The organism is Paraglaciecola sp. 20A4, assembly GCF_011378905.1.
GTDB lineage: Bacteria > Pseudomonadota > Gammaproteobacteria > Enterobacterales > Alteromonadaceae > Paraglaciecola.
In genome coordinates this window covers 138,099-158,291 of sequence record NZ_WTPY01000002.1, presented here as the reverse complement: position 1 = coordinate 158,291, position 20,193 = coordinate 138,099, and the positions used below count along the sequence as shown (strand labels likewise).

Genomic DNA, 20,193 nt, shown 5'->3' with positions numbered 1-20,193 from the left:
GCTTAATTGGTTAGCTGACCAGATATAAGACAAACAACTGATTTCAATCGTTAACGAATGAGTAAAATTTTATGAACTATCACAGCCCAGAATTCTTAATGACGCACTGCCACGATATTTTGAACTTCTATGATCCTCGGGTCAAAGATACCCAAGGTGGTTTTTTTCAAAACTTCATGGACAACGGCGAGTTGTTTGATTCAGGCTTTAAACAACTAGTCAGTAGCACACGCATCGTTGTTAACTATGCCGCTGCTGGGGTTTTATTCGAACGTGACGATTATTTAGCCATGGCCCGTCACGGCTTAGATTTTGTTGAGCAAGTACACTGGCGGCCTGACGCAGACGGTTATGCTTGGACCCTGCAAGACAATCAGCCCCAAGACATGACACAGCAGGCATATGGTTACGCATTTGTATTACTTGCTTATGCCGCCGCGCGTAAAGCCGGAATTATAGATTCCAATGACATGCTACTCAAAACGTATCAGCAGCTTGAGTCTCGTTTCTGGCAGGCCGACTTTGGTTTATACGCAGATGAAATAAGCCCGGCCGGTGAGTTGAGCGCTTATCGTGGTCAGAACTCAAACATGCATTTGTGTGAAGCCATGTTAGCGGCCTTTGAGGCCAGTGGTGATAATGTATTTCTTACACGGGCGCAAACTCTTGCTGAGAATATTGCATTTCGACAAGCAGATTTGACTGATGGTTTGATTTGGGAGCATTACACTACCGATTTTCAACCTGACTGGGAATATAACAAAGACGATCCGAAAAACTTATATCGCCCTTGGGGATTCCAACCAGGCCATCAAACGGAATGGACAAAACTATTACTTATCCTGCATCGCCACGCGCCGAACCAAAAGCTTGTAGAGCGTGCCAAAACATTATTTGATCGTGCGTACCAGAAGTGCTGGGATTCCACCCATGGCGGCTTAATTTACGGTTTTTCCCCAGATGGAAGCTGGTGTGATGACGACAAATATTTTTGGGTCCAAGCTGAAAGTTTTGCTGCCGCCGCCATGTTATTTTCTGTCACACAAGACCAACACTATCTTGAGCAGTACAACGCACTATGGCAATACAGCTGGCAGCATATGGTCGATCACAAATACGGTGCTTGGTTTAGAGTGTTGCATCGTGATAACACGGCATACAGTGAACAAAAAAGTGCTGCTGGTGCCAAGTGTGATTACCACACCCTTGGGGCATGTTTCGAAGTGCTGCGCACGCTAGGCAATACCCGCTTAAAATAACGGATATCACCATGATCAAACAATTTATCATCACCAGCGCGCTATTGGCGCTTTGCGCATGCACAGTTCAGCAAACAGACGTTTCGTCTGAGCAAGCAAAACCATTTAATCCACTAGACTACGTTGACCCATTTATTGGCACCGACGGTAAGGGCAAAACCTACCCAGGTGCTACGGTTCCTTACGGAATGGTGCAGCTAAGTCCAGACAATGGGCGCACTGGTTGGGACTGGATCTCAGGTTACTTTTACCCTGACGACATTATTGCTGGTTTTAGTCACACGCATTTATCTGGCACCGGTGCTGGTGATTTATACGATATCTCGTTTATGCCTTTAACACGTCCATTTTACCGCGTAAAAACCCAAGGTGGACCGGATAATGGCACCATTGCTTCACGCTTTAGCCATCAAAAAGAGCAGGCATCGCCAGGTTACTATCAAGTCTTTTTAGAAGATTATGGGATCAACGTTGAATTAACCGCAGGGCTGCGCACGGGTTACCAAAAGTACCAATATGCGGATGACGCTAGCAAAGGAGTGGTGCGTTTAGACTTGGCCTACAGCCGTAATTGGGATAAGACACTGAATACTCACCTGCAAATCGTTGATGAGAAAACCATAGCCGGATACCGAAAATCTACCGGCTGGGCAAGCGATCAACGGGTGTTTTTTTATACTCAATTCTCACAGCCCATTCACAACTATACGTTGACACAAGATGATGTCGTATTACTCGCAAGTGAGGCAACGGGAGAAAATGTTGCAGCAGAGTTTGATTTTGACCTAGATTCACTTAAAACAAAGGATAAAGTCGTCACGGTTCGCACGGCAATCAGCTCAGTTAGCATCGAGAATGCTAAGCAAAACCTGCTTACAGAAGATGAAAACAGAAGCTTTGCCCAAGTCAAAATCCTTGCTCAGCAGGCATGGCGCGAACAACTAAGCAACGTCGAGATAACAGCAGATAAAGACAACATGACGCAGTTTTATACTGCCATGTACCACACTGCATTAGCCCCCCGCGTATTCTCAGACAGTAACGGCGAGTATAAAGGCCCAGATGGGAATACCCACAAAAGCGAACGCTATCCTCGCTACGAGTTTTTCTCGTTGTGGGACACATTTCGTGCCTTACATCCTTGGAAAACCATTGTTGAACCCACGCGTACACGCGAACTTATGGCTTCGATAATGGACCATTATGACGTAGCAGGACGCTTGCCCGTATGGAATTTCCAAGGCAACGAAACCGATATGATGATGGGCTACCATAGTGTGCCAGTGCTTATTGATGCCTATTTTAAAGGCTTAATTGATGCTACTGGAGAACAAATTTTAGAAGCCGCATTGCACAGTGCAACCCAAAAGGAATTTGGCTTACAGAGCTATCAAGCACTAGGTTATGTACCTTATGAAGAACGCAGTTGGAATGTGTCGTTAACGTTGGAATACGCCTTTGATGATTGGGCAATTGCTCAGTTGGCTAAGTCATTAGGAAAAACCGATTTGTATCAAGAGTTTCAAGCGCGTGGACAAAACTATCGCACCTTGTTTGATTCGCAAACTGATTTTATGCGTGCAAAAGGAATTAACGGTGAGTTTCGAGCTGATTTTGATCCAGCAGCTTATCATCCAGAAGATTATTGCGAGGCTAACGCATGGCAATATAGCTTTTTTGTCCCTCAGGACGTGTCTGGTTTAATCGATATTATGGGCGGGGCTGAGCCTTTTGAAGCCCAATTAGATACGATGTTTGAAGCGCAGCAAACGGTTGGTAAATTTCCAGAATGGATTTCCGGTTACATAGGTCAGTATGTTCACGGTAATGAGCCCAGTCATCACGTGCCTTACCTCTATCAATATGTAGGCAAAGGCAGTAAAACACAAAAGTACGTGCGTCAGGTGATGAACGAGCTTTACCATACCGCCCCTGACGGTTTGTCAGGCAATGAAGATGCAGGGCAAATGTCAGCTTGGTACTTATTTAGTGCATTAGGGTTTTATCCGGTGAATCCGGTATCTGGCGAGTATGTATTGGGTAGTCCAGAAGTATCTTCTGCCACGATACACCTAGAAAATGGACGTCGCTTTCACGTAGAGGCGCACAACCAGTCTAAAGACAATATATATGTACAGAGTGTTACCCTAAACGATAAACCATTAACGCAGTTTTATATTACCCATAAGGACATTTTGGCCGGAGGTAAGTTAGTATTTGAAATGGGGTCACAAGCTCAATGAAAACTCTACTCAGTATCGCTGTAGGTCTTTTTACGCTATCAAGTAGTGCGCATCTATTGGCGCAAGAGCAGCAAAAAAGTCCTGTGGATTTCGTTAATCCCTTTATAGGTACCTCTAACTTTGGTGCAACACATCCTGGCGCGCAATACCCTCATGCATTAACGTCAGTGGCACCTTTCAATGTGGCTTTTGAGCACGAAAAGCTGAATAAATTTGAGAAAGACGCAGCTTGGAATTCTCGCGTTTATATCCACGAAAATAAATTTTTAACAGGTTTTACCCATGTGAATTTAAGTGGCGTGGGTTGCCCGGAGTTAGGCGTGATCAATATTATGCCTACTATGGGAAATTTAGAACTTGACGCACAAAAGTATGGCTCCACCTATTCTGATGAACACGCTACACCAGGCTATTATCAAACCACTTTGGACAAGTATGATATTAAGGCTGAGGCCACCAGCACTTTGCGTACGGGGTTAAGCCGCTATACCTTCGAACAAGGTGAAGCCAATATTATTCTTAATTTAGGATTGGGCCTGACTAACGAAACAGGTGGCTCTCTTAAAATTGTCTCTGATCATGAGATTGAAGGCACGCGCACCGTAGGGACATTTTGTTATAACTCTCAGGATGTGCGCCCCGTGTATTTTGTTGCGCGTTTTAGTAAATCAGCTAAAGCAATGGGCACATTTAAAAAGATGCCGAAATTTACCGGTGTCGAAGGTGAATGGATGCAATATAACGATAGCATTAAGCCTTACCCTAACTACCAGCATATAATGAGCGGTGATAATATCGGCGCCTACATGCGCTTCGATACTAAGCAGCAAGAGCAGATTAAAGTAAAGGTCGGTATTTCCTATGTCAGCATCGAAAATGCTCGACAAAACTTGGACACTGAACAACCTAACTTCGCATTTGATTCCACCCGCCAAAAGGCAGTCGATGCCTGGAGCACGTTACTCTCACGTATAGAAGTGAAAGGGAGTAATAACAATAAAACGCTTCTTTACACAGGTTTATATCATAGCTTGATCCACCCCAGTATTATTCAAGACGTGAACGGCGAATACCCTATTATGAGCCATCAGCACACAGCGCAAGTAGGGAACACTCATGGCAAAAACCGCTATTCAGTCTATTCATTATGGGACACAAGTCGTAATTTACATCCCTTATTGAGTCTGGTTTATCCTGAAATCCAATCACAAATGGTGGATTCAGCTCTGGCCATGTACCAAGAAAGTGGCTGGCTTCCCAAATGGGAATTACTCAGTATGGAAACGCAAACCATGGTCGGTGATCCTGCCACAGCCATGATCGCCGATACCTATCTACGTGGCGTGCAAACATTTGATGTTGAGTTGGCTTATCGCGCGATGAAAAAGTCGGCCGATACCATCGACAACAATCCGCTGCGTCCTGAAAATAAGGACTACCTGTCCTTAGGGTATGTGCCGGTTGATGACGAGGAACTTTACGATGGTAGTGTATCTACGAGTCTTGAGTATTACGTAGCTGACTTCGCTTTAGGTCAGTTTGTAAAGCGTTTGGGACGTGACCAAGAGGCACAAAAATACTTAACTCAAGCTCAAGGCTATAAAAAATTATTTGATAAAAGTACCGGCATGCTTCGCCCTAAAAGACGCAGTGGTGAATGGTTAACACCATACGATCCTGAGTTAGGACGCGACTTCGAGCCAGCACCCGGCTACATCGAAGGTAATGCTTGGAATTATCGCTTTTATGTTCCCTTTGATATACCTGGCTTAATAACACTAAATGGCGGTGATGATGCCTTCGTCGACGCCTTGAATGCGACCTTCGATACGCATAATTTCGACATGGGTAATGAACCTGATATTACTTATCCGTATTTATTCAATTATGTAAAAGGACAAGAACATAATACCCCGCGCCATGTTCAAAAACTCATCGCTAAGCATTTCACTAATCAGCCCGCAGGACTACCTGGCAATGACGATGCAGGCACGATGTCGGCGTGGTTAGTATTTAGTATGTTGGGCATTTATCCTGTCTCGCCGGGAGACATGAATTATGCAACGACCAGTACAGCCTTTGATCAAGTCACCATTCATCTTGATCCAACTTATTATTCAGGCAAAACCCTCACTATTGCCCCCCTACGGGAGCACCAAGGAAAACCCTCACTTAATGGTAATCCTCTCAACGAAGGCTTCGTTACCCATCAGCAGCTTACCCAAGGCGGTCAGTTGCACCTGCTAGTCCACTGACCAAAAAAGCCACTGCTCTTTATTTGATAAAGAGTAGTCTCCGTTTTCCTTAATCAGGACCCAAACGCGATATTAAGCATATATCCGCCCAGTGTTAGGAATAAAAATAAGCACCCTGCGAGTAGTAATGGCTTTACACCTGCTTGACGAATGGCGCCTATATGCGTTCTTAGCCCCAAGGCAACCATGGCTATGGTCAATAAAATGCTATCTAGCTGCACGATTTGATCAGTGATGTGCCCCGAGATCATTTGTGTTGAGTTAACACCACTGGCAACGACAAACAACACGGCAAACCAGGGGATCACGATATGCGTTTTTGTGAAGTCCTTTGGATGGTCTGCGTGACTTCGCATCATCGTCTTGGTTGTTTTTTTGTTCTGCCACACTGAGAGCAACACTAAAAAAGGAGCCAACATCATCACCCTAAGCATCTTTTCGATCACTGCTACATCAGCAGCCTGTGGGCTAATCGCACTGCCTGCGGCAACTACTTGGGCGACTTCATGAATAGTAGAACCCGCGAAAATGCCATATGCGTGCTCGCTTAACCCTAAATAATCATACATTAAGGGGTAAATAAACATACTCAGCGTGCCAAACACCACCACGGTAGCCACTGCAACAGAGACTTTATGTGCCTGTGCTTTTACTACGGGCTCGGTGGCCATCACTGCCGCAGCGCCACAAATAGAACTGCCAGCACCAATAAGAATGACGGTTTGCTCGTCCAACTTAAATACGTGCTTGCCTAGTTGCACTGCTAACCAAAATGTTAAACTCAGTACGGCTATGTCAGTTACCGCTCCTTGCCAACCCACCTCAGCGACTTGTGCAAAGGTAATACGAAAACCAAACAACACGACTCCAGCTTTGAGCAAGGTACTTTTAGCATAATCTACCCCTACGTCAGTGCGCGCAGCAATGCGTGAGAAAAAGCTATTTCCGATCACAATACCCAAAACAATCCCAATAGTAAGTGGGCTTAAACCAGTTTGGTGTATCACGGGTACATGACTCAAATAGACAGCAAAATAAGCAATACCTATCACCAGCAGCAAACCGATCCACCAACGAAAATCCTCATATTGACTGAGCGTGTTTGTATCGCCCCGCTTACTAAACGAGAAAAAACGTTTAACTGCACCATACATAAGACCACTCCTGTTATTGGGTAAGAGTCATTTTAAAAGTTGACTTAATGATAGGCAGCGTCAAAATATAACTCCAATACATTAAAATCATGCATTGATAACTACAGGTTAATAAATTGAATTTACAAGCTCTTCGGGTATTTCATACCGTTGCTCATTTAGGCAGTTTTTCGCAAGCAGCTGAAGCGCTTTATATTAGTCAGCCTGCGATATCTAAAGCGCTTAAAGAGTTGGAATATCAATTAGGTATGCAATTGGTACAGCGCGCAGCCAGAGGAAAAAAACTGACGCTAACAGAGGGCGGGCAGAGACTTTTTAATCATGCCCGAAGTATCTTTGCCATCGAGCAAGCGGCAATGGAAGAAATAAGAGCCCAAACGGGATTAAAGCAAGGCACTGTGGTTATCGGTGCTAGCACCACTATTGCGAGTTATTGGCTTGCGCCTTATTTGGCTCGCTTTAACTGGCAATATCCACACATTAAAATAGAAGTGCAAGTAGCTAATACCGCACAGATTGAACAGTCACTACTTAGCTGTAGTATTGATGTTGCATTAGTCGAGGGCAGTGCCAGTGATCCGCATATCACAAGTCATCATTGGCAAGATGATCCAATGGCTATCGTTATCCCAAGTTCACTGAGATGCACCGGCGCTGCTGCAAAGTGGTTGAGTCAGCAACTCTGGCTGCTGCGGGAGCCAGGCTCAGGCACACGGCAAATGTCGTTTGAATTATTAACTCAACAAGATATTAGCGTAAAAAAGACCATGCAACTCGGTAGTAACGAAGCGATTGCTAGAGCGGTAGCCCAAGGCATGGGGGTGGCACTTCTGCCTAAAGTAGTAACGGAGGATTTAGTACAATTGGGAAAATTAAAAATAATATCAGCTAAACACAACTCAGCATTAACAAGGCCCCTTTATCAGCTACGTTACCGAGAACGCCCTTTGTCTCCCGCAGCGGCGGCTTTCGAAGAAAGCTTATTTACGCTACTTAATGAATGAGTAGCCAATTCTGGATGGGTTAACTTGCTGCAACCATCTGTCTCGGGTAATGTTATACAAAACATGTTCAGCTAATGGATTGTCCGATGAAAGAGACGGATGCTGAAAATTACGTGTTGTATCCCGCATACCAATTCGTTTCATTACTACTCGTGAAGGTTGATTAATCTTGGCAGTAAATGACACAATCTCAGGTAAAGCTAATTCATTAAACCCATATTCCAGTGCTTTGTGGGCAGCTTCGCTGGCATATCCTAACCCCCAGTACTCCGGTTGCAGTCGCCAACCTATTTCGATACATGGCGAGCATGGCAGATTTGTATCTGGGGTATGTAAACCGACAAAGCCAATAAAAAAATTATCCGATTTTGTGCACACAGCCCATAGCCCCCATCCATTTTGCGTAATATGCGCTTTGCATTTGTCCGCCAAACTATCACTTTGCGCTTGCGTATAAATCGACGGAAAATAGCGCATGGCGACAGGGTCAGCGTTTAATGCGTAAAATGGGGTGTAATCACTTTGAATCCAATTGCGTAAAATTAATCTGTCGGTTTCAAGTATATGAGTCATCCATTTCTCTAGCTGCAACACATGTTAAAGGTCGTTGAGGTTAGCCCGCGACCTCGGTATCAAAAGCCGCTTGCTTGGCTTCAATTTGCTCTTGGGCATCTAGCCATAACATTTCGGCCTCTTCTTGAGCCATCTTACAACTGGCTTGATCAGCCAATAGAACTTTCAGTTCGGCTTTTCTATCTATATCGTAAATCTCGGGATCAGCCATTTTCTGCTCTATGACGTCAAGTTTGCTTTCAAGCTCGGCCATTTTTTTCTCTTGAGCCTGCACAGTTTTACGAAGAGGTTGCGTAGCTTGCCTAAACTCAGCCTCTAGGCGTTTAATATTTTTGCGATCGAGTTTAGGTTCTTTTTTGTCACTCGTTTGTTTGTCTGTCGATTGCTTATCTCGTTCAGATTTTAATAACCAATCACGGTAATCATCTAAATCCCCATCGAACATCGTCACTTGTTGGTTATCCACTAAGTAGAAATCATCACATACAGATGACAGCAAAAACCTATCATGTGAAATGAGCACCATTGCACCTTCAAAACCTTGCAGCGCCATATTCAAAGCGTGACGCATATCTAAATCTAAATGGTTGGTTGGTTCATCTAATAACAATAAATTTGGCTTTTGATAGACGGTAAGCGCCAGAACTAACCGGGCTTTTTCTCCACCGGACATGGGCGCAACCCGTCCCAGTGCATCATCCCCTTTGAAGCCAAATCCCCCTAGGTAATCTCGCATACCTTGCTCAGTTGCTTTCGGGTCGAGGCGCTGGAGGTGATCCATCGCCGAATCGTCAGCTCGTAAATATTCAAGCTGATGCTGGGCAAAATAACCGATCCGCAATCCAGCTGAGGTTTCGTATATGCCTTTCATAGGCTGTTTTTCGCCGGCAAGTAATTTGATCAACGTCGATTTACCGGCCCCATTACGCCCCAATAAACCAATACGACTGCCCGGCACCAAGTTTAAATGCAGCTTTTCAAGAATAATGGTGTCGTCATAGCCTAATTGCACGTGTTCCATTTTCACTAAAGGATTCGGCAATTTCGGCGGCATAAAGAATTCGAAATTAAACTGCGAAGCTGCTAAAGCAGGTAACAAGGTTTCCATTTTTTCGAGCTGCTTCACCCGACTTTGGGCTTGCTTAGCCTTACTAGCCTTTGCGCCAAAGCGATTTATAAAAGATTCTAAGTGGGCGATTTTGTCTTGTTGCTTCTGAAATTGCAGATTTTGTAAGCGTAAACGCTCTGCACGTTGGCGTTCGAAGGCATCATAATTACCCGTGTAGCTTATGAGTTGTTGATGCTCTACGCTAATAATTTCATTCACGGTACTATCAAGAAACGATTTATCGTGTGAAATAAGTAATAGGGTGCCAGTGTAACGCTGTAACCATTTTTCGAGCCAGATTACCGCATCTAAATCTAGGTGGTTAGTTGGCTCATCAAGTAACAATAAGTCAGAATGACAAAGCAGCGCTTGAGCAAGGTTTAAGCGCATGCGCCAGCCGCCTGAAAATGCGGTAACTGGTCTGCTGATAGCTTGATTGTCAAAGCCCAACCCAGCTAATATTGTGGCCGCGCGAGATTCAATATCATAAGCACCTGCATGCTCCAACTGGCCATGCAAAGCAGCAATTTTAACCCCTTCATGAGCGCTTTCTGCTTCTTCAAGCTCAGCCTGTAAACGCCGATAAAGTTTGTCACCATCAATGACGTAGTCAAGAGCAGAGCGGTCTACCGCAGGTGTTTCTTGTGCTACGGACACCACTTGCCAGTCTTTGGGGATATTACATTCCCCTTGCTCAGGATGTAACTCTCCACGAATAAGGCCGAAAAGGCTGGATTTTCCGCAGCCATTGGCGCCAATAAGGCCCGCTTTATGCCCTGGGTACAACACAGCATTAGTTTCGTGTAGCAAGGTTTTATTGCCACGCATAAGGGATAAATCAGAAATTTGGATCATGAATACCTATTGACGGATAACATAGTCGGTCGATTGCGGTATGATAACAAGATGACTGACCGAAGAAATCTTCTTGTATGACGACTAAAATTAAAAAACGTTTTATCGCTGGGGCAACCTGCCCTCAATGTAAAAGCATGGATACTCTGATGCTTTATTTTGAGAACAATGTTGAAAAAATGGAATGTATAAAGTGCCATTATCAACAAACTCAAACCAATAAAGAGGTGAAAAAAGCGTCTCACCAAAGTGAAAATGTGATTGGCGTATTCAAACCTGAGTAAACATTCATATTCAGTACCTTCCTCTTAGTAGTGAGGCGGTGGCGGTTCGACGTCAAGAGAATCGCCACTGGGCACTTCAATTTCTTTAACCTTATTGATGACGTGAGACAACTGAAATTCCAATGACTCTAGCTGTTTTTGCTGCTTGATCAAGGCTTTGTTCAGTTCTTCTATCGTGTCTTCCTGAAAGGCGACTTTCATTTGTAGCTGTTCTATATCTGCTTCTATGTGTTGCATATTCAACTCTAATTTAATTACTCATTTATCTGCCAGAACTCAGCTAAACCACTGCTACTCTCTGACACAACTTGATTGTTCTTAGCAAAACCAACACCATAAACCACGGCGGTTTGCGGTCGACTGCCCTCTCTTGGTGATACTTGCCATTCTTGCAATTCTTTACCGTCTGACACACGCCATAAATTCAATCGCTTAGCCGGTGAACCTGTTAATAAATATTGGCCGTCTTGGGAAAAAACTGCCGTGCTAAAAATTTTCTGACGGGCAAGGTAATGCAAATTACTGACTTCTTCGCCTGTCACGAGATCCCAAATGCGTGCATCGCGCTTGCTATCTGCGGTAAACCCGTAACGCCCATTATCATCTAATGCAACTTTGGTCACGCGACTACTATGGGTAAAGCTATGAATAACTTGCCCAGACCGAGTATCCCATAGATAAGCTGTGTAATCGTTACCTCCCGTGAGGGCGTAGAATCCATTGGGCGATATATCGACGCTATTGACCTTTTCTTGATGCCCTAAAAACTCCAGTCGACGACCGGTTTTAGGTTCAAAAAACATCACCTTGCCATTGCCTCTGGCTACTAAAACACCCCGCCCTTGGTTCGAAACAGCCACATCTCGAATGCTTGATTCATCAATGCGCCAGAAACCCTCAGGATCGCCACTGGTAACGTTCCATAAGGCAAAAGCTTCTCGGTCTGAAGTCACCACATAACTGTTATCGAAGGCGATATGCACATTTGCAACCAAGTTATTACCTTCGCCTTGGTGTTGCCAAGTATAAAGCTTTTTATTGTGCTCTAAGTCCCAAACCGATATACCACCGGTCACACTTGAGACTACAGCTAACGAGGCATCAGCCGATATATTTGCCGCATAAGCACCATCATCAGCATGTCGCCAAGACATTATTGGTGTTGATGATTGCCCAGAACAGCCACTTAGGAATAAAAAAATTAAACTTAATCTTAGTAATACGGTCAATGGATTGTTCCTAATTGGGTTTCTCTTTTCGCTCAGGGCGTTTAGTATAAGCGCTTTATCAAGTTGAAACACTTCACAAGTCATGTATTCGACACATATTATCTCAGGGGAGACGTAAATGAAAAAAACTGCTATCGCGATTTTGATTACCTCAGCCATTGGCCTTACAGCCTGTGGTCAACAAAACACGGATTTACTAAAAGTTGAAGAGCAAAAGCTTGATACCGAAGCACAGCAACAAGCTTATGCTATGGGTGCAAGCGTGGGTCAGTTTATTGAGCAGAAAATGGCTGAACAACAAGCGTTAGACGTTAACCTTGATAAAGATTTAGTCGTTAAAGGTTTTGTTGCTGCCCTGCAAGGACAATCACAGCTTGAGATGAAAGAAATTCAAGCGCTTACTTTAGCTATGGAAGCCTCTTCTCGCGAAAAGCAACAAGCCATTTCTGATGCAAAAGCTGAAACCAATGTTGCCGACGGCGAAAAATTCCTTGCGGAAAACGCAGAGCGTGAAGAAGTGACAGTAACCGACTCAGGTTTGCAGTATGAAGTGCTAACAGAAGGCGAAGGTGTTTCTCCTACAGCTGAAGACACGGTAACGGTGCATTACAAAGGAACGTTACTTGACGGAACTGAGTTTGACTCATCTTATACCCGTGGCGAGCCTGCAACGTTCCCATTAGCTCGCGTCATTCCAGGTTGGACTGAAGGCGTTCAATTGATGAAGGTTGGCTCTAAATTCAAGTTTTTTATTCCGTCTGAATTAGCTTACGGTGAACGCGCAACAGGTAAAATTACACCTAACTCAACTTTAGTATTCGAAGTTGAGTTATTAGATGTAGCCTCAACTGAAGAAGCTAGCGAATAGTTTTTTACGCGTAGAAATTGGGTTTGTAAATGTATGAAGTCGTGTAGACCCATCATCAATAGGCCCTAATAAATAAAAAAACCGAGCATCACAGATGTTCGGTTTTTTATTACTCACCAGCTTCTTTCCTTGCTGAACCTTGTTCCCTCGGTTTTAGACCCTTAAAAAAGGGTTATTTGGCCCAGAATATCCGGGTAATGGTTGAACTTGGTATGCTGTATCTCTGCAGATGCCCTACCTTAGCACCAAAAAAATAAAGGGTGAATTTGATATAATCAACTAGTTAACTGAAGCGAATGCGCTTTCTAACTACTTGATACCTTAAGATTAGCCTACAAACTAAAAACTGATACCTAGAAAGTGATTATTTTTTGTAATAAATTACGCTAATAAAATCGTTTTTATTCCAGTTAGACTTAAGCAGATGTAGTCTGCTCTAGAGCTCCTGTTTTTCTGAAAACCTAAAGCCCAATATGAAAAATACTACCCATAGGCATAACGTATACATATTGCGCACAAATAATACTCGTTACTACGTAGAAAGGGATTGAGGCTTGAAAACAAAATTGATCACGCCTGAGGGCTACAAAAAACTCAACGATGAGCACGACGATCTGTGGCTAAAACAGCGACCAGAAATTACAAAAATCGTTACTTGGGCCGCAAGCTTAGGTGATCGAAGCGAAAATGCAGATTACCAATACAACAAACGAAAACTAAGAGAGATTGATCGCCGCGTTCGCTACTTAAGAAAACTTCTGCCGGATCTAAAAATAGTTTATTACTCTCCCCAACAAGATGGAAAAGTATTCTTCGGTGCATGGGTGGAAATCGAGAATGACCAAGGAGAAACAAAAAAATTTCGCATCGTTGGCCCAGAAGAAATCTACGGTGATGCGAAGGGATATATATCAATTGACTCGCCCATGGCGCGTGCGTTAATCAAAAAAGAAGTGGATGATGTGGCAAGTGTTAGCACACCCACAGGCTGTAAAGACTGGTATATCACTTCGATAGAGTATAAAAAATAGTCAAATTAAGACTAATACGTCAATGGATATAACCGCTTTAGCCCTTGTATAATGGATTTGAAAATATTGAATTAGCTTTATGGACTTATTGGCCAAAAAGCCCATAACAGTTAACGACGCGTGCCATATTAAAGTTTATATCTACAATTTCAAAAAATAATCCATAATTATGCCTTTTAACGCTAGTATTTTACCCTCGAGACCCATATATAGCCTTGTTGAGCTATTTTCATAATTACTTTACACCTTCATAAATTCGCCAAAATAGGGCCGTTACATGATCATTGAAAAAATCGCGAGTGAACTTCACGTCAACGCCACTCAAGTACAAGCTGCCGTCAAGCTTTTAGATGAAGGCTCAACCGTGCCCTTTATTGCTCGCTATCGTAAAGAAGCGACCAACGGCCTAGACGACATTCAGCTTCGTCTGCTGGAGCAGCGCTTGGTTTATCTTCGTGATATTAATGACAGACGTAACGTGATCCTCAAAACGATTGATGAACAAGGGAAGCTAACCGACCAGCTTAAACGCAGTATTTTAAGTTGTGATAATAAAACCGAACTAGAAGATTTATACCTACCGTACAAACCTAAGCGTCGAACCAAAGGCCAGATCGCTATTGAAGCAGGTTTGCAGCCGTTAGCGGATATCCTTTTTGATAATCCGAATTTAACCCCAGAAGCTGAAGCCGCCAAGTTCATTGCCCAAGATAAAGGCGTTGCTGATGAAAAATCGGCCTTAGAAGGTGCAAAATATATTTTAATGGAACGCTTCGCAGAAGACGCTGCGTTGCTGCAAAAGGTGCGTCAGTACTTGATGGCAAATGCTCATATCAAGAGTCAAGTGATCCTGGGCAAAGAAAAAGAAGCGGCTAAATACACTGACTACTTTGCACACAGTGAACGCTTAAGCAAAATTCCGTCTCACCGCTGCTTGGCCCTTTTTCGTGGTCGAAATGAGAACTTTTTGCAGGTGTCAATGGACGCTGATCCACAAAAAGAAGACAGTGATAAGAGCTCTTATGGTGAACATATCATCGCTCAGCACTTTGGATTGAATTTCGCTAATCGTCCTGCTGATGCTTGGTTAATGACTGTTGTTCAGTGGGCATGGCGGGTGAAAATTGCCCTGCATATGGAAACTGAGTTATTCGGTGTGATAAAAGAGCAAGCCGAACAGGAAGCGATTCAAGTCTTTGCCAAAAACCTAAATGATTTATTAATGGCGGCACCTGCAGGCGCAAAAAACACCATGGGACTCGATCCGGGTTTACGCACAGGTGTAAAGGTCGCGATTGTAGATGCTACGGGCAAGGTTTTAGCCACCAGCACTATATTCCCTCACGTTCCGCAGAACTTGTGGGACAAGAGTCTACGCACTATAGGTATGTTGTGTAAACAGCATAAAGTGAAGCTTATCAGTATCGGTAACGGTACTGGCTCTCGCGAAACAGACAAGCTCGCAGCTGAAGTCATTAAAGCGAATCCAGAGTTAGGCCTAAGCAAAATAATGGTAAGTGAAGCAGGTGCTTCTGTTTATTCGGCCTCGGAACTGGCATCAAACGAATTACCAGATATGGACGTATCGTTAAGGGGCGCAGTATCCATTGCTCGACGTTTGCAAGACCCACTCGCTGAGTTAGTCAAGATTGAGCCTAAAGCCATTGGTGTTGGCCAGTATCAACATGATGTCAGCCAAAGCAACTTAGGTCGCTCACTAGATAGAGTGATTGAAGACTGTGTTAACGCTGTGGGTGTTGACTTAAATATGGCATCTGCCGCCTTATTAAGCCATGTATCAGGCTTAAACCGCACATTGGCAACAAACATTGTTAATTTCAGAGATAGACATGGCGCATTTGCTAGCCGCAAAGATTTACTTAAAGTCGAGCGTTTAGGCCCTAAAGCTTACGAGCAAGCAGCTGGCTTTTTACGTATTGTGAATGGCAGTAATCCACTTGACGCATCATCGGTTCACCCAGAAGCGTATCCTGTGGTGCAAGCGATAGTGAAAAATTCGGGCAGTGCAGTCAATGACTTAATCGGTAACACCGAGCTGCTTAAGAAGCTTGAGCCACAACAATTTGTTGATGACACCTTCGGATTACCTACGGTAAGCGATATTATTAAAGAATTACATAAGCCTGGTCGCGACCCGCGTCCCGAGTTTAAAACAGCGACCTTTAAAGAAGGCGTGTCATCGTTGAGTGACTTAAAAGAAGGGATGATTTTAGAAGGAGTGGTAAGCAACGTTGCTAATTTCGGAGCCTTTGTAGACGTAGGCGTGCACCAAGACGGATTAGTTCATATATCAGCCATGACCAATAAATATATTTCTGATCCCCGCGAGATAGTTAAAACTGGTGATATAGTCAAAGTCAAAGTGATGGAAGTAGAGGTTGCCCGTAAACGGGTATCTTTCACCATGCGCTTAGACGACGATATCAATGCACCGGCAAATCAGGGTCGAAGTAATAGTGAAAATAAACCGCATCAAGCTAATAAACCATCGGGCAAGCCTCACAACAAAAAGCCCAAGCCCGCCTCAGCGAATCTAGCTATGGGTAACGCGTTCGCTGATGCCTTTGCAAAAGCCAAAAAAAGCTAAGCTTCTTCCACGCTGTTGCCAGCGCTAGAATCTATAAGCCTTAAAACGTCCGACGAAAAGAATATAAAAATCCGCTGACTATGTTTAGCGGATTTTTTATTGTAGTCAGAAGCAAATGCTCGCATCACCATTGACCAAAACAATTAAGTCGGTATAGCTCATCGAGCTTTAACGCTGCCTCTTTTACATAGCACACGTTAAGAAATTAACTTCGCTACTCCTCGAATTCAACCCCGCCGAGTTACGACCTTTACATAGCTTTTACATACCCTTGCGAAACTAACATAAGGTCTGATACATCCAACAGTATGTAAGTGTTTGTTGCCTATGGTGCTAAGTGCATGCGCAGACAAACATCGCCCTGAAGCAAAACAAAGCGATATATTCGTGACCAACATCAAATACACCAATGATAAAGTTTTCAATTTCAGTATTGGCGCTAACCAAGAGAAAGGTGACCGTGGGAAAAACATGTCACAGCGTGGTGGCGGTCCTCCAGCAAAGCGAAATAATTCACCCAAATCAGATAGCCATATTGCAAACAAAAATTTACTCGATGCGCTTTATAGTCGCCTCGAGTTGAAGTTAAGTGAAACCGGATATTGTCGTGAAGGATACGTTGAAATTGATACCTACGAATCAGAAAATCGCTTTCATCTTCTTGGTAAATGTAATGAATCTGCAACGCCTGAGGATAAAAGCCGGTTTGTGAATAATTTCGGTTATTAGCGCTATGGCGTTATCTGTTGCATTCACTGTAGGCTAGCCTAAGTGCGACGTTATTAATGACACAGTAAATTAGCGCCCTTTACCTGAGGTTAGGAGCGTCCACAATGGATTAGAATTGGCAAGATCAAGCGGAGTAATTCAAACCGTAGCTCTTCGGTTCACTGATACTTTGATAGAAGCGCTGCACAACACGCTCAGCAACTAGAGTGTTGTCGTTACGTTGTTCATCCGAGTAAGTAGAGGATTGCTCAGCACTTTTTAGTGATGCTATTTCTACGTCTAAATCACGGGTAGGTGCACCTTCATCCGTGCCGCGTACTATTTCATCCAACTCAGGTCCGAACGAAGCTTGAGACACTGTCTGGCCTTGGGCTTTGTTCACGCCCATACTATCTGGTACGTCTTGTGTGCGTTCACTTTTGTCTTCAGCTAATACTTTGCGCGCTTCAAGCGTTTTTTGGCTGGCTTCAGCCGCAACACGCAAGTCTTGCGATGAAGGTTCGGCTGGTGCGAGAGCAGCGGCTTTGACTTGCTGCATCTTACGGATCGTTTCTTCTGGTGTGTCCGCTTCTGATATATCAATAGACACTTCACCGCTGGTGGCATAACGCTTACCATCAGGCCCTGTTGTATACTCGTAATCAGGGGCGCCAGCATATTGACCGCCGGTATTAGCGTGAGCCTGCTCGTGAGTACGCACCTCCGTATCACGTTTTTGAAGTTCGTCTATTTCCGCTTTTTCTTGCTGTTCTTGTTGCGCCAACTGCTGCTGTTCAGCATCGTCTTTGCCTGCACTTTCTTGTTGTGCATTGTCTTTGTCTGCGTTTTGCTGCACATCAGATGCAGACTCGCCTTGAGGCTGAATCTGGGGACGTTCGTACGTAAGCTGTTGAACGGGCGTTCTTACTTTGTCATGATCACCAGCTAAGCCCGACTCTGCGGCTGAATTTTCAGACCCCGTCGTCGCTGGAACTGTTTCGCGCAAGGTGTTATCTCTGCGCGCAGCTTCAGTATTTATATTCGTTGTCGGAAATCCAACAGCGATAGGAATAGGCGTAACGATGTTCATTTTCTTAGGTCATTTTTCCATTAAATAATTTATTGTTAAGCGAAGGTATCTAACAAGGTACCAATCGTGTCGTTTGCTACGTCAAGTACTTTAGCGGACGCTTCAACGCCTAATGCGCCGGTTTTCAAATCAACTATGCTATCGGTCAAACTCACGCTCGAAGTGTTACTATGGCGTTGCAAATCACCATTTACATTAGCAATGTCTTGACCTGCCTCAGCGATCTGGTCACTGGAACGCTGAATACCTTGAACACCATTGGCAAATGCCGAATTAATATTGCTGTTAAGTGAAATTGCCACTTTGAGTACCTCTACTTACCTCTTATGCTTAATTATTAACCAAAAAGGAGAAATTTAACAGTTACTTTTTACATGCCGGTTTTACTTAACAGATCAGTCAAAAATTCTTCAGTATGAGAAATAAATGGCGCATGCGATGCGTGAGGAAATACTGTCACGCTGTGGGTGGCAGGTAAGGTAGATTGTATATAATCTTCCAACTTGGCTGGCACTAAGCTGTCGAGACGTCCCAACATCCAATGCACTGGCATTGTTAGCGTATGCAGCTTCGGTCTTAAATCAACGCATTCCAATATACTAAGTCCAGCGGTAAGGGCGCGAATATCAGCTTGTGGATATGCTTCGATACTGCTTTTAATTTTTTTCATATCTGTTTTCGCTGACTGACTACCCATCGCTTGTATAGCGAGAAACCGATCAATTGTTTTGCTTAGGTCTTGTACCAGTTGCAGTGAAAACGCACTTAAAATAGTAGGCGCGATACCCGGCCAGCTATCATCTTTTTGAAACTTAGGCGAGGTCGCTATGAGTATGAGTTGTTTGATTGCCGCTGGCTCCGTTAAGGCTATTTGTTGTGCAATCAGCCCTCCTAACGACCAACCGATAACGATGCTGTTAGCCGGAATAATGGTAGCAACGTCAGCGGCCACTGTCTCGATACTATACGTTTCTGGAAATGCCTTATTGTTCTGACCAAATCCTGGTAAATCGATATAAGTCACGGTAAAAAGCTGCTCTAATTGCGCAGAAATCGGTTGCCAAACGCCACTGTTCACGCCCCATCCATGTATTAAAATGAGATTGGGGCCACTACCTGATTCATGAGTTTTCAAAGCTGTTGTCATTTACTTCATCTACGCTTAAGGACTAGCGCGTTAGTGTAAAGACGCAAACCGTGAAATCAAGTGGATACAGCTCTTGTGTGGAATTTTGCAAACGTAAATATACCTAAAACCCAACAATGCTTACTGTGCAAACAAGAAAGTAAGGCGCTAGTGTGTGGGTATTGCACCCAAGATTTAGTATTATTCGAATGCGAAAGATATAATTACAACTTATTGAATTGGCCAAAGGCGCAACGGGGCCTTAAATTTTTATCAGCTGATCATGTATTGGCTATGGCAGATTATCAGTGGCCTTTGTCACGCTTAATTACTGGTTTAAAATTTTCCAATAAAATCATGCATGCTAATGCGCTAGCCGAGCTTTTTTTTCATCACGCTTTAAGCAAGAATGATTCATTACCCCAAGTAATAATTCCTGTGCCATTGCACCCTAGGCGCTATCAAACACGTAAATACAATCAAAGTGTAGAGCTAGGTAAGTGCATTTCAGCTCTAACAGGTATAACGTTGAAAACGGATTTAATTACACGCCATAAAGCCACTCAAACGCAAACGTCACTTTCCAGTTCCCAGAGAAAGGCCAATATGAAAAATGCATTCTCGCTTCATCGTCCCATCAAATTCCAGCATATAGCGATTTTAGATGACGTCATCACCACGGGTGCAACGGTTGAAGCTATTTATCAACTTATCAAAAGCCATAACCCAAACATACAAATCGATATTTGGAGTATGTGCCTTACGCTTGAGCATGATAGTAAGCCGTCACGTTAGTAT

Annotated in this window: 18 protein-coding genes; 10 read left to right on the top strand and 8 right to left on the bottom strand. The window is 43.8% G+C overall.

The annotated features are described in order from the left end of the window. The first annotated feature begins 71 nt into the window (after window positions 1–71). The 3 genes from GQS54_RS03190 to GQS54_RS03180 are packed head-to-tail and all read left to right on the top strand — an operon-like array spanning window position 72 to window position 5,757. The gene (locus GQS54_RS03190) at window positions 72–1,259 is read left to right on the top strand and encodes an AGE family epimerase/isomerase (RefSeq protein WP_166422561.1); all 1,188 of its coding nucleotides are present in this window, start codon (window positions 72–74) and stop codon (window positions 1,257–1,259) included. Window positions 1,260–1,270: 11 nt separating this feature from the next. Continuing rightward, window positions 1,271–3,502 carry a GH92 family glycosyl hydrolase gene (locus GQS54_RS03185; RefSeq protein WP_166422560.1) on the top strand — a complete coding sequence of 744 codons (2,232 nt, stop codon included), beginning with the start codon at window positions 1,271–1,273 and terminating at the stop codon, window positions 3,500–3,502. Next, window positions 3,499–5,757, top strand: a complete 2,259-nt coding sequence (locus tag GQS54_RS03180; protein ID WP_166422559.1) for a GH92 family glycosyl hydrolase — start codon at window positions 3,499–3,501, stop codon at window positions 5,755–5,757. Before GQS54_RS03185 ends, GQS54_RS03180 begins: the two co-directional genes overlap by 4 nt. A gap of 53 nt (window positions 5,758–5,810) precedes the next feature. On the opposite strand, the gene GQS54_RS03175 is transcribed toward GQS54_RS03180, so the two are convergent. After that, the gene (locus GQS54_RS03175; protein ID WP_166422558.1) at window positions 5,811–6,911 is read right to left on the bottom strand and encodes a YeiH family protein; all 1,101 of its coding nucleotides are present in this window, start codon (window positions 6,909–6,911) and stop codon (window positions 5,811–5,813) included. 116 nt (window positions 6,912–7,027) lie between these two features. On the opposite strand from GQS54_RS03175, the gene GQS54_RS03170 reads away from it, so the two are divergent. Continuing rightward, window positions 7,028–7,915 carry a LysR substrate-binding domain-containing protein gene (locus GQS54_RS03170; RefSeq protein ID WP_166422557.1) on the top strand — a complete coding sequence of 296 codons (888 nt, stop codon included), beginning with the start codon at window positions 7,028–7,030 and terminating at the stop codon, window positions 7,913–7,915. On the opposite strand, the gene GQS54_RS03165 is transcribed toward GQS54_RS03170, so the two are convergent. Both GQS54_RS03165 and GQS54_RS03160 read right to left on the bottom strand, forming a co-directional pair. After that, the gene (locus GQS54_RS03165; RefSeq protein ID WP_166422556.1) at window positions 7,901–8,488 is read right to left on the bottom strand and encodes a GNAT family N-acetyltransferase; all 588 of its coding nucleotides are present in this window, start codon (window positions 8,486–8,488) and stop codon (window positions 7,901–7,903) included. The genes GQS54_RS03170 and GQS54_RS03165 overlap by 15 nt on opposite strands. A 40-nt stretch (window positions 8,489–8,528) precedes the next feature. Further along, on the bottom strand, window positions 8,529–10,451 hold the full coding sequence (locus GQS54_RS03160) for an ATP-binding cassette domain-containing protein (protein ID WP_166422555.1): 1,923 nt from the start codon (window positions 10,449–10,451) through the stop codon (window positions 8,529–8,531). A gap of 77 nt (window positions 10,452–10,528) precedes the next feature. On the opposite strand from GQS54_RS03160, the gene GQS54_RS03155 reads away from it, so the two are divergent. Next, window positions 10,529–10,735, top strand: a complete 207-nt coding sequence (locus tag GQS54_RS03155; RefSeq protein ID WP_166422554.1) for a YheV family putative zinc ribbon protein — start codon at window positions 10,529–10,531, stop codon at window positions 10,733–10,735. Window positions 10,736–10,759: 24 nt separating this feature from the next. Here the strand turns inward: GQS54_RS03155 and GQS54_RS03150 are convergent, their stop codons facing one another. Together GQS54_RS03150 and GQS54_RS03145 are read right to left on the bottom strand one after the other, a co-directional pair. Further along, the gene (locus GQS54_RS03150; protein WP_158771991.1) at window positions 10,760–10,972 is read right to left on the bottom strand and encodes a SlyX family protein; all 213 of its coding nucleotides are present in this window, start codon (window positions 10,970–10,972) and stop codon (window positions 10,760–10,762) included. 17 nt (window positions 10,973–10,989) lie between these two features. Next, complete coding sequence (locus GQS54_RS03145) at window positions 10,990–11,964, bottom strand: hypothetical protein (RefSeq protein ID WP_166422553.1); 975 nt, start codon at window positions 11,962–11,964, stop codon at window positions 10,990–10,992. Window positions 11,965–12,082: 118 nt separating this feature from the next. Here GQS54_RS03145 and fkpA point away from each other — a divergent pair, with 118 nt between their 5' ends. The 4 genes from fkpA to GQS54_RS03125 all read left to right on the top strand — a co-directional run bounded on the left by fkpA (window position 12,083) and on the right by GQS54_RS03125 (window position 17,200). Continuing rightward, window positions 12,083–12,832 carry an FKBP-type peptidyl-prolyl cis-trans isomerase gene (fkpA, locus tag GQS54_RS03140; protein WP_166422552.1) on the top strand — a complete coding sequence of 250 codons (750 nt, stop codon included), beginning with the start codon at window positions 12,083–12,085 and terminating at the stop codon, window positions 12,830–12,832. A gap of 554 nt (window positions 12,833–13,386) precedes the next feature. After that, window positions 13,387–13,863: a transcription elongation factor GreB gene (gene greB, locus GQS54_RS03135; RefSeq protein WP_166422551.1), complete on the top strand. Its 477-nt coding sequence runs from the start codon at window positions 13,387–13,389 to the stop codon at window positions 13,861–13,863. 277 nt (window positions 13,864–14,140) lie between these two features. Next, window positions 14,141–16,471, top strand: coding sequence for a Tex family protein (locus GQS54_RS03130; RefSeq protein WP_166422550.1), 2,331 nt, complete (start codon window positions 14,141–14,143; stop codon window positions 16,469–16,471). A 327-nt stretch (window positions 16,472–16,798) separates the two neighbouring features. After that, window positions 16,799–17,200: a hypothetical protein gene (locus GQS54_RS03125; RefSeq protein ID WP_166422549.1), complete on the top strand. Its 402-nt coding sequence runs from the start codon at window positions 16,799–16,801 to the stop codon at window positions 17,198–17,200. 124 nt (window positions 17,201–17,324) lie between these two features. On the opposite strand, the gene GQS54_RS03120 is transcribed toward GQS54_RS03125, so the two are convergent. From GQS54_RS03120 to bioH, 3 genes are all read right to left on the bottom strand, one after another. Then, window positions 17,325–18,269: a putative metalloprotease CJM1_0395 family protein gene (locus GQS54_RS03120; RefSeq protein ID WP_166422548.1), complete on the bottom strand. Its 945-nt coding sequence runs from the start codon at window positions 18,267–18,269 to the stop codon at window positions 17,325–17,327. 35 nt (window positions 18,270–18,304) lie between these two features. Beyond that, window positions 18,305–18,571: a hypothetical protein gene (locus GQS54_RS03115; protein ID WP_166422547.1), complete on the bottom strand. Its 267-nt coding sequence runs from the start codon at window positions 18,569–18,571 to the stop codon at window positions 18,305–18,307. Between the two features lie 68 nt (window positions 18,572–18,639). Then, a complete protein-coding gene (bioH, locus tag GQS54_RS03110) occupies window positions 18,640–19,416 on the bottom strand; it encodes a pimeloyl-ACP methyl ester esterase BioH (RefSeq protein WP_166422546.1) in 777 nt (258 codons plus the stop codon). 60 nt (window positions 19,417–19,476) lie between these two features. Between bioH and GQS54_RS03105 the strand changes: the two genes are divergently transcribed. Continuing rightward, entirely contained in the window at window positions 19,477–20,190 is a 714-nt protein-coding gene (locus GQS54_RS03105; RefSeq protein WP_346766545.1) for a ComF family protein, read from the top strand. The last annotated feature ends 3 nt before the right edge of the window (window positions 20,191–20,193 follow it).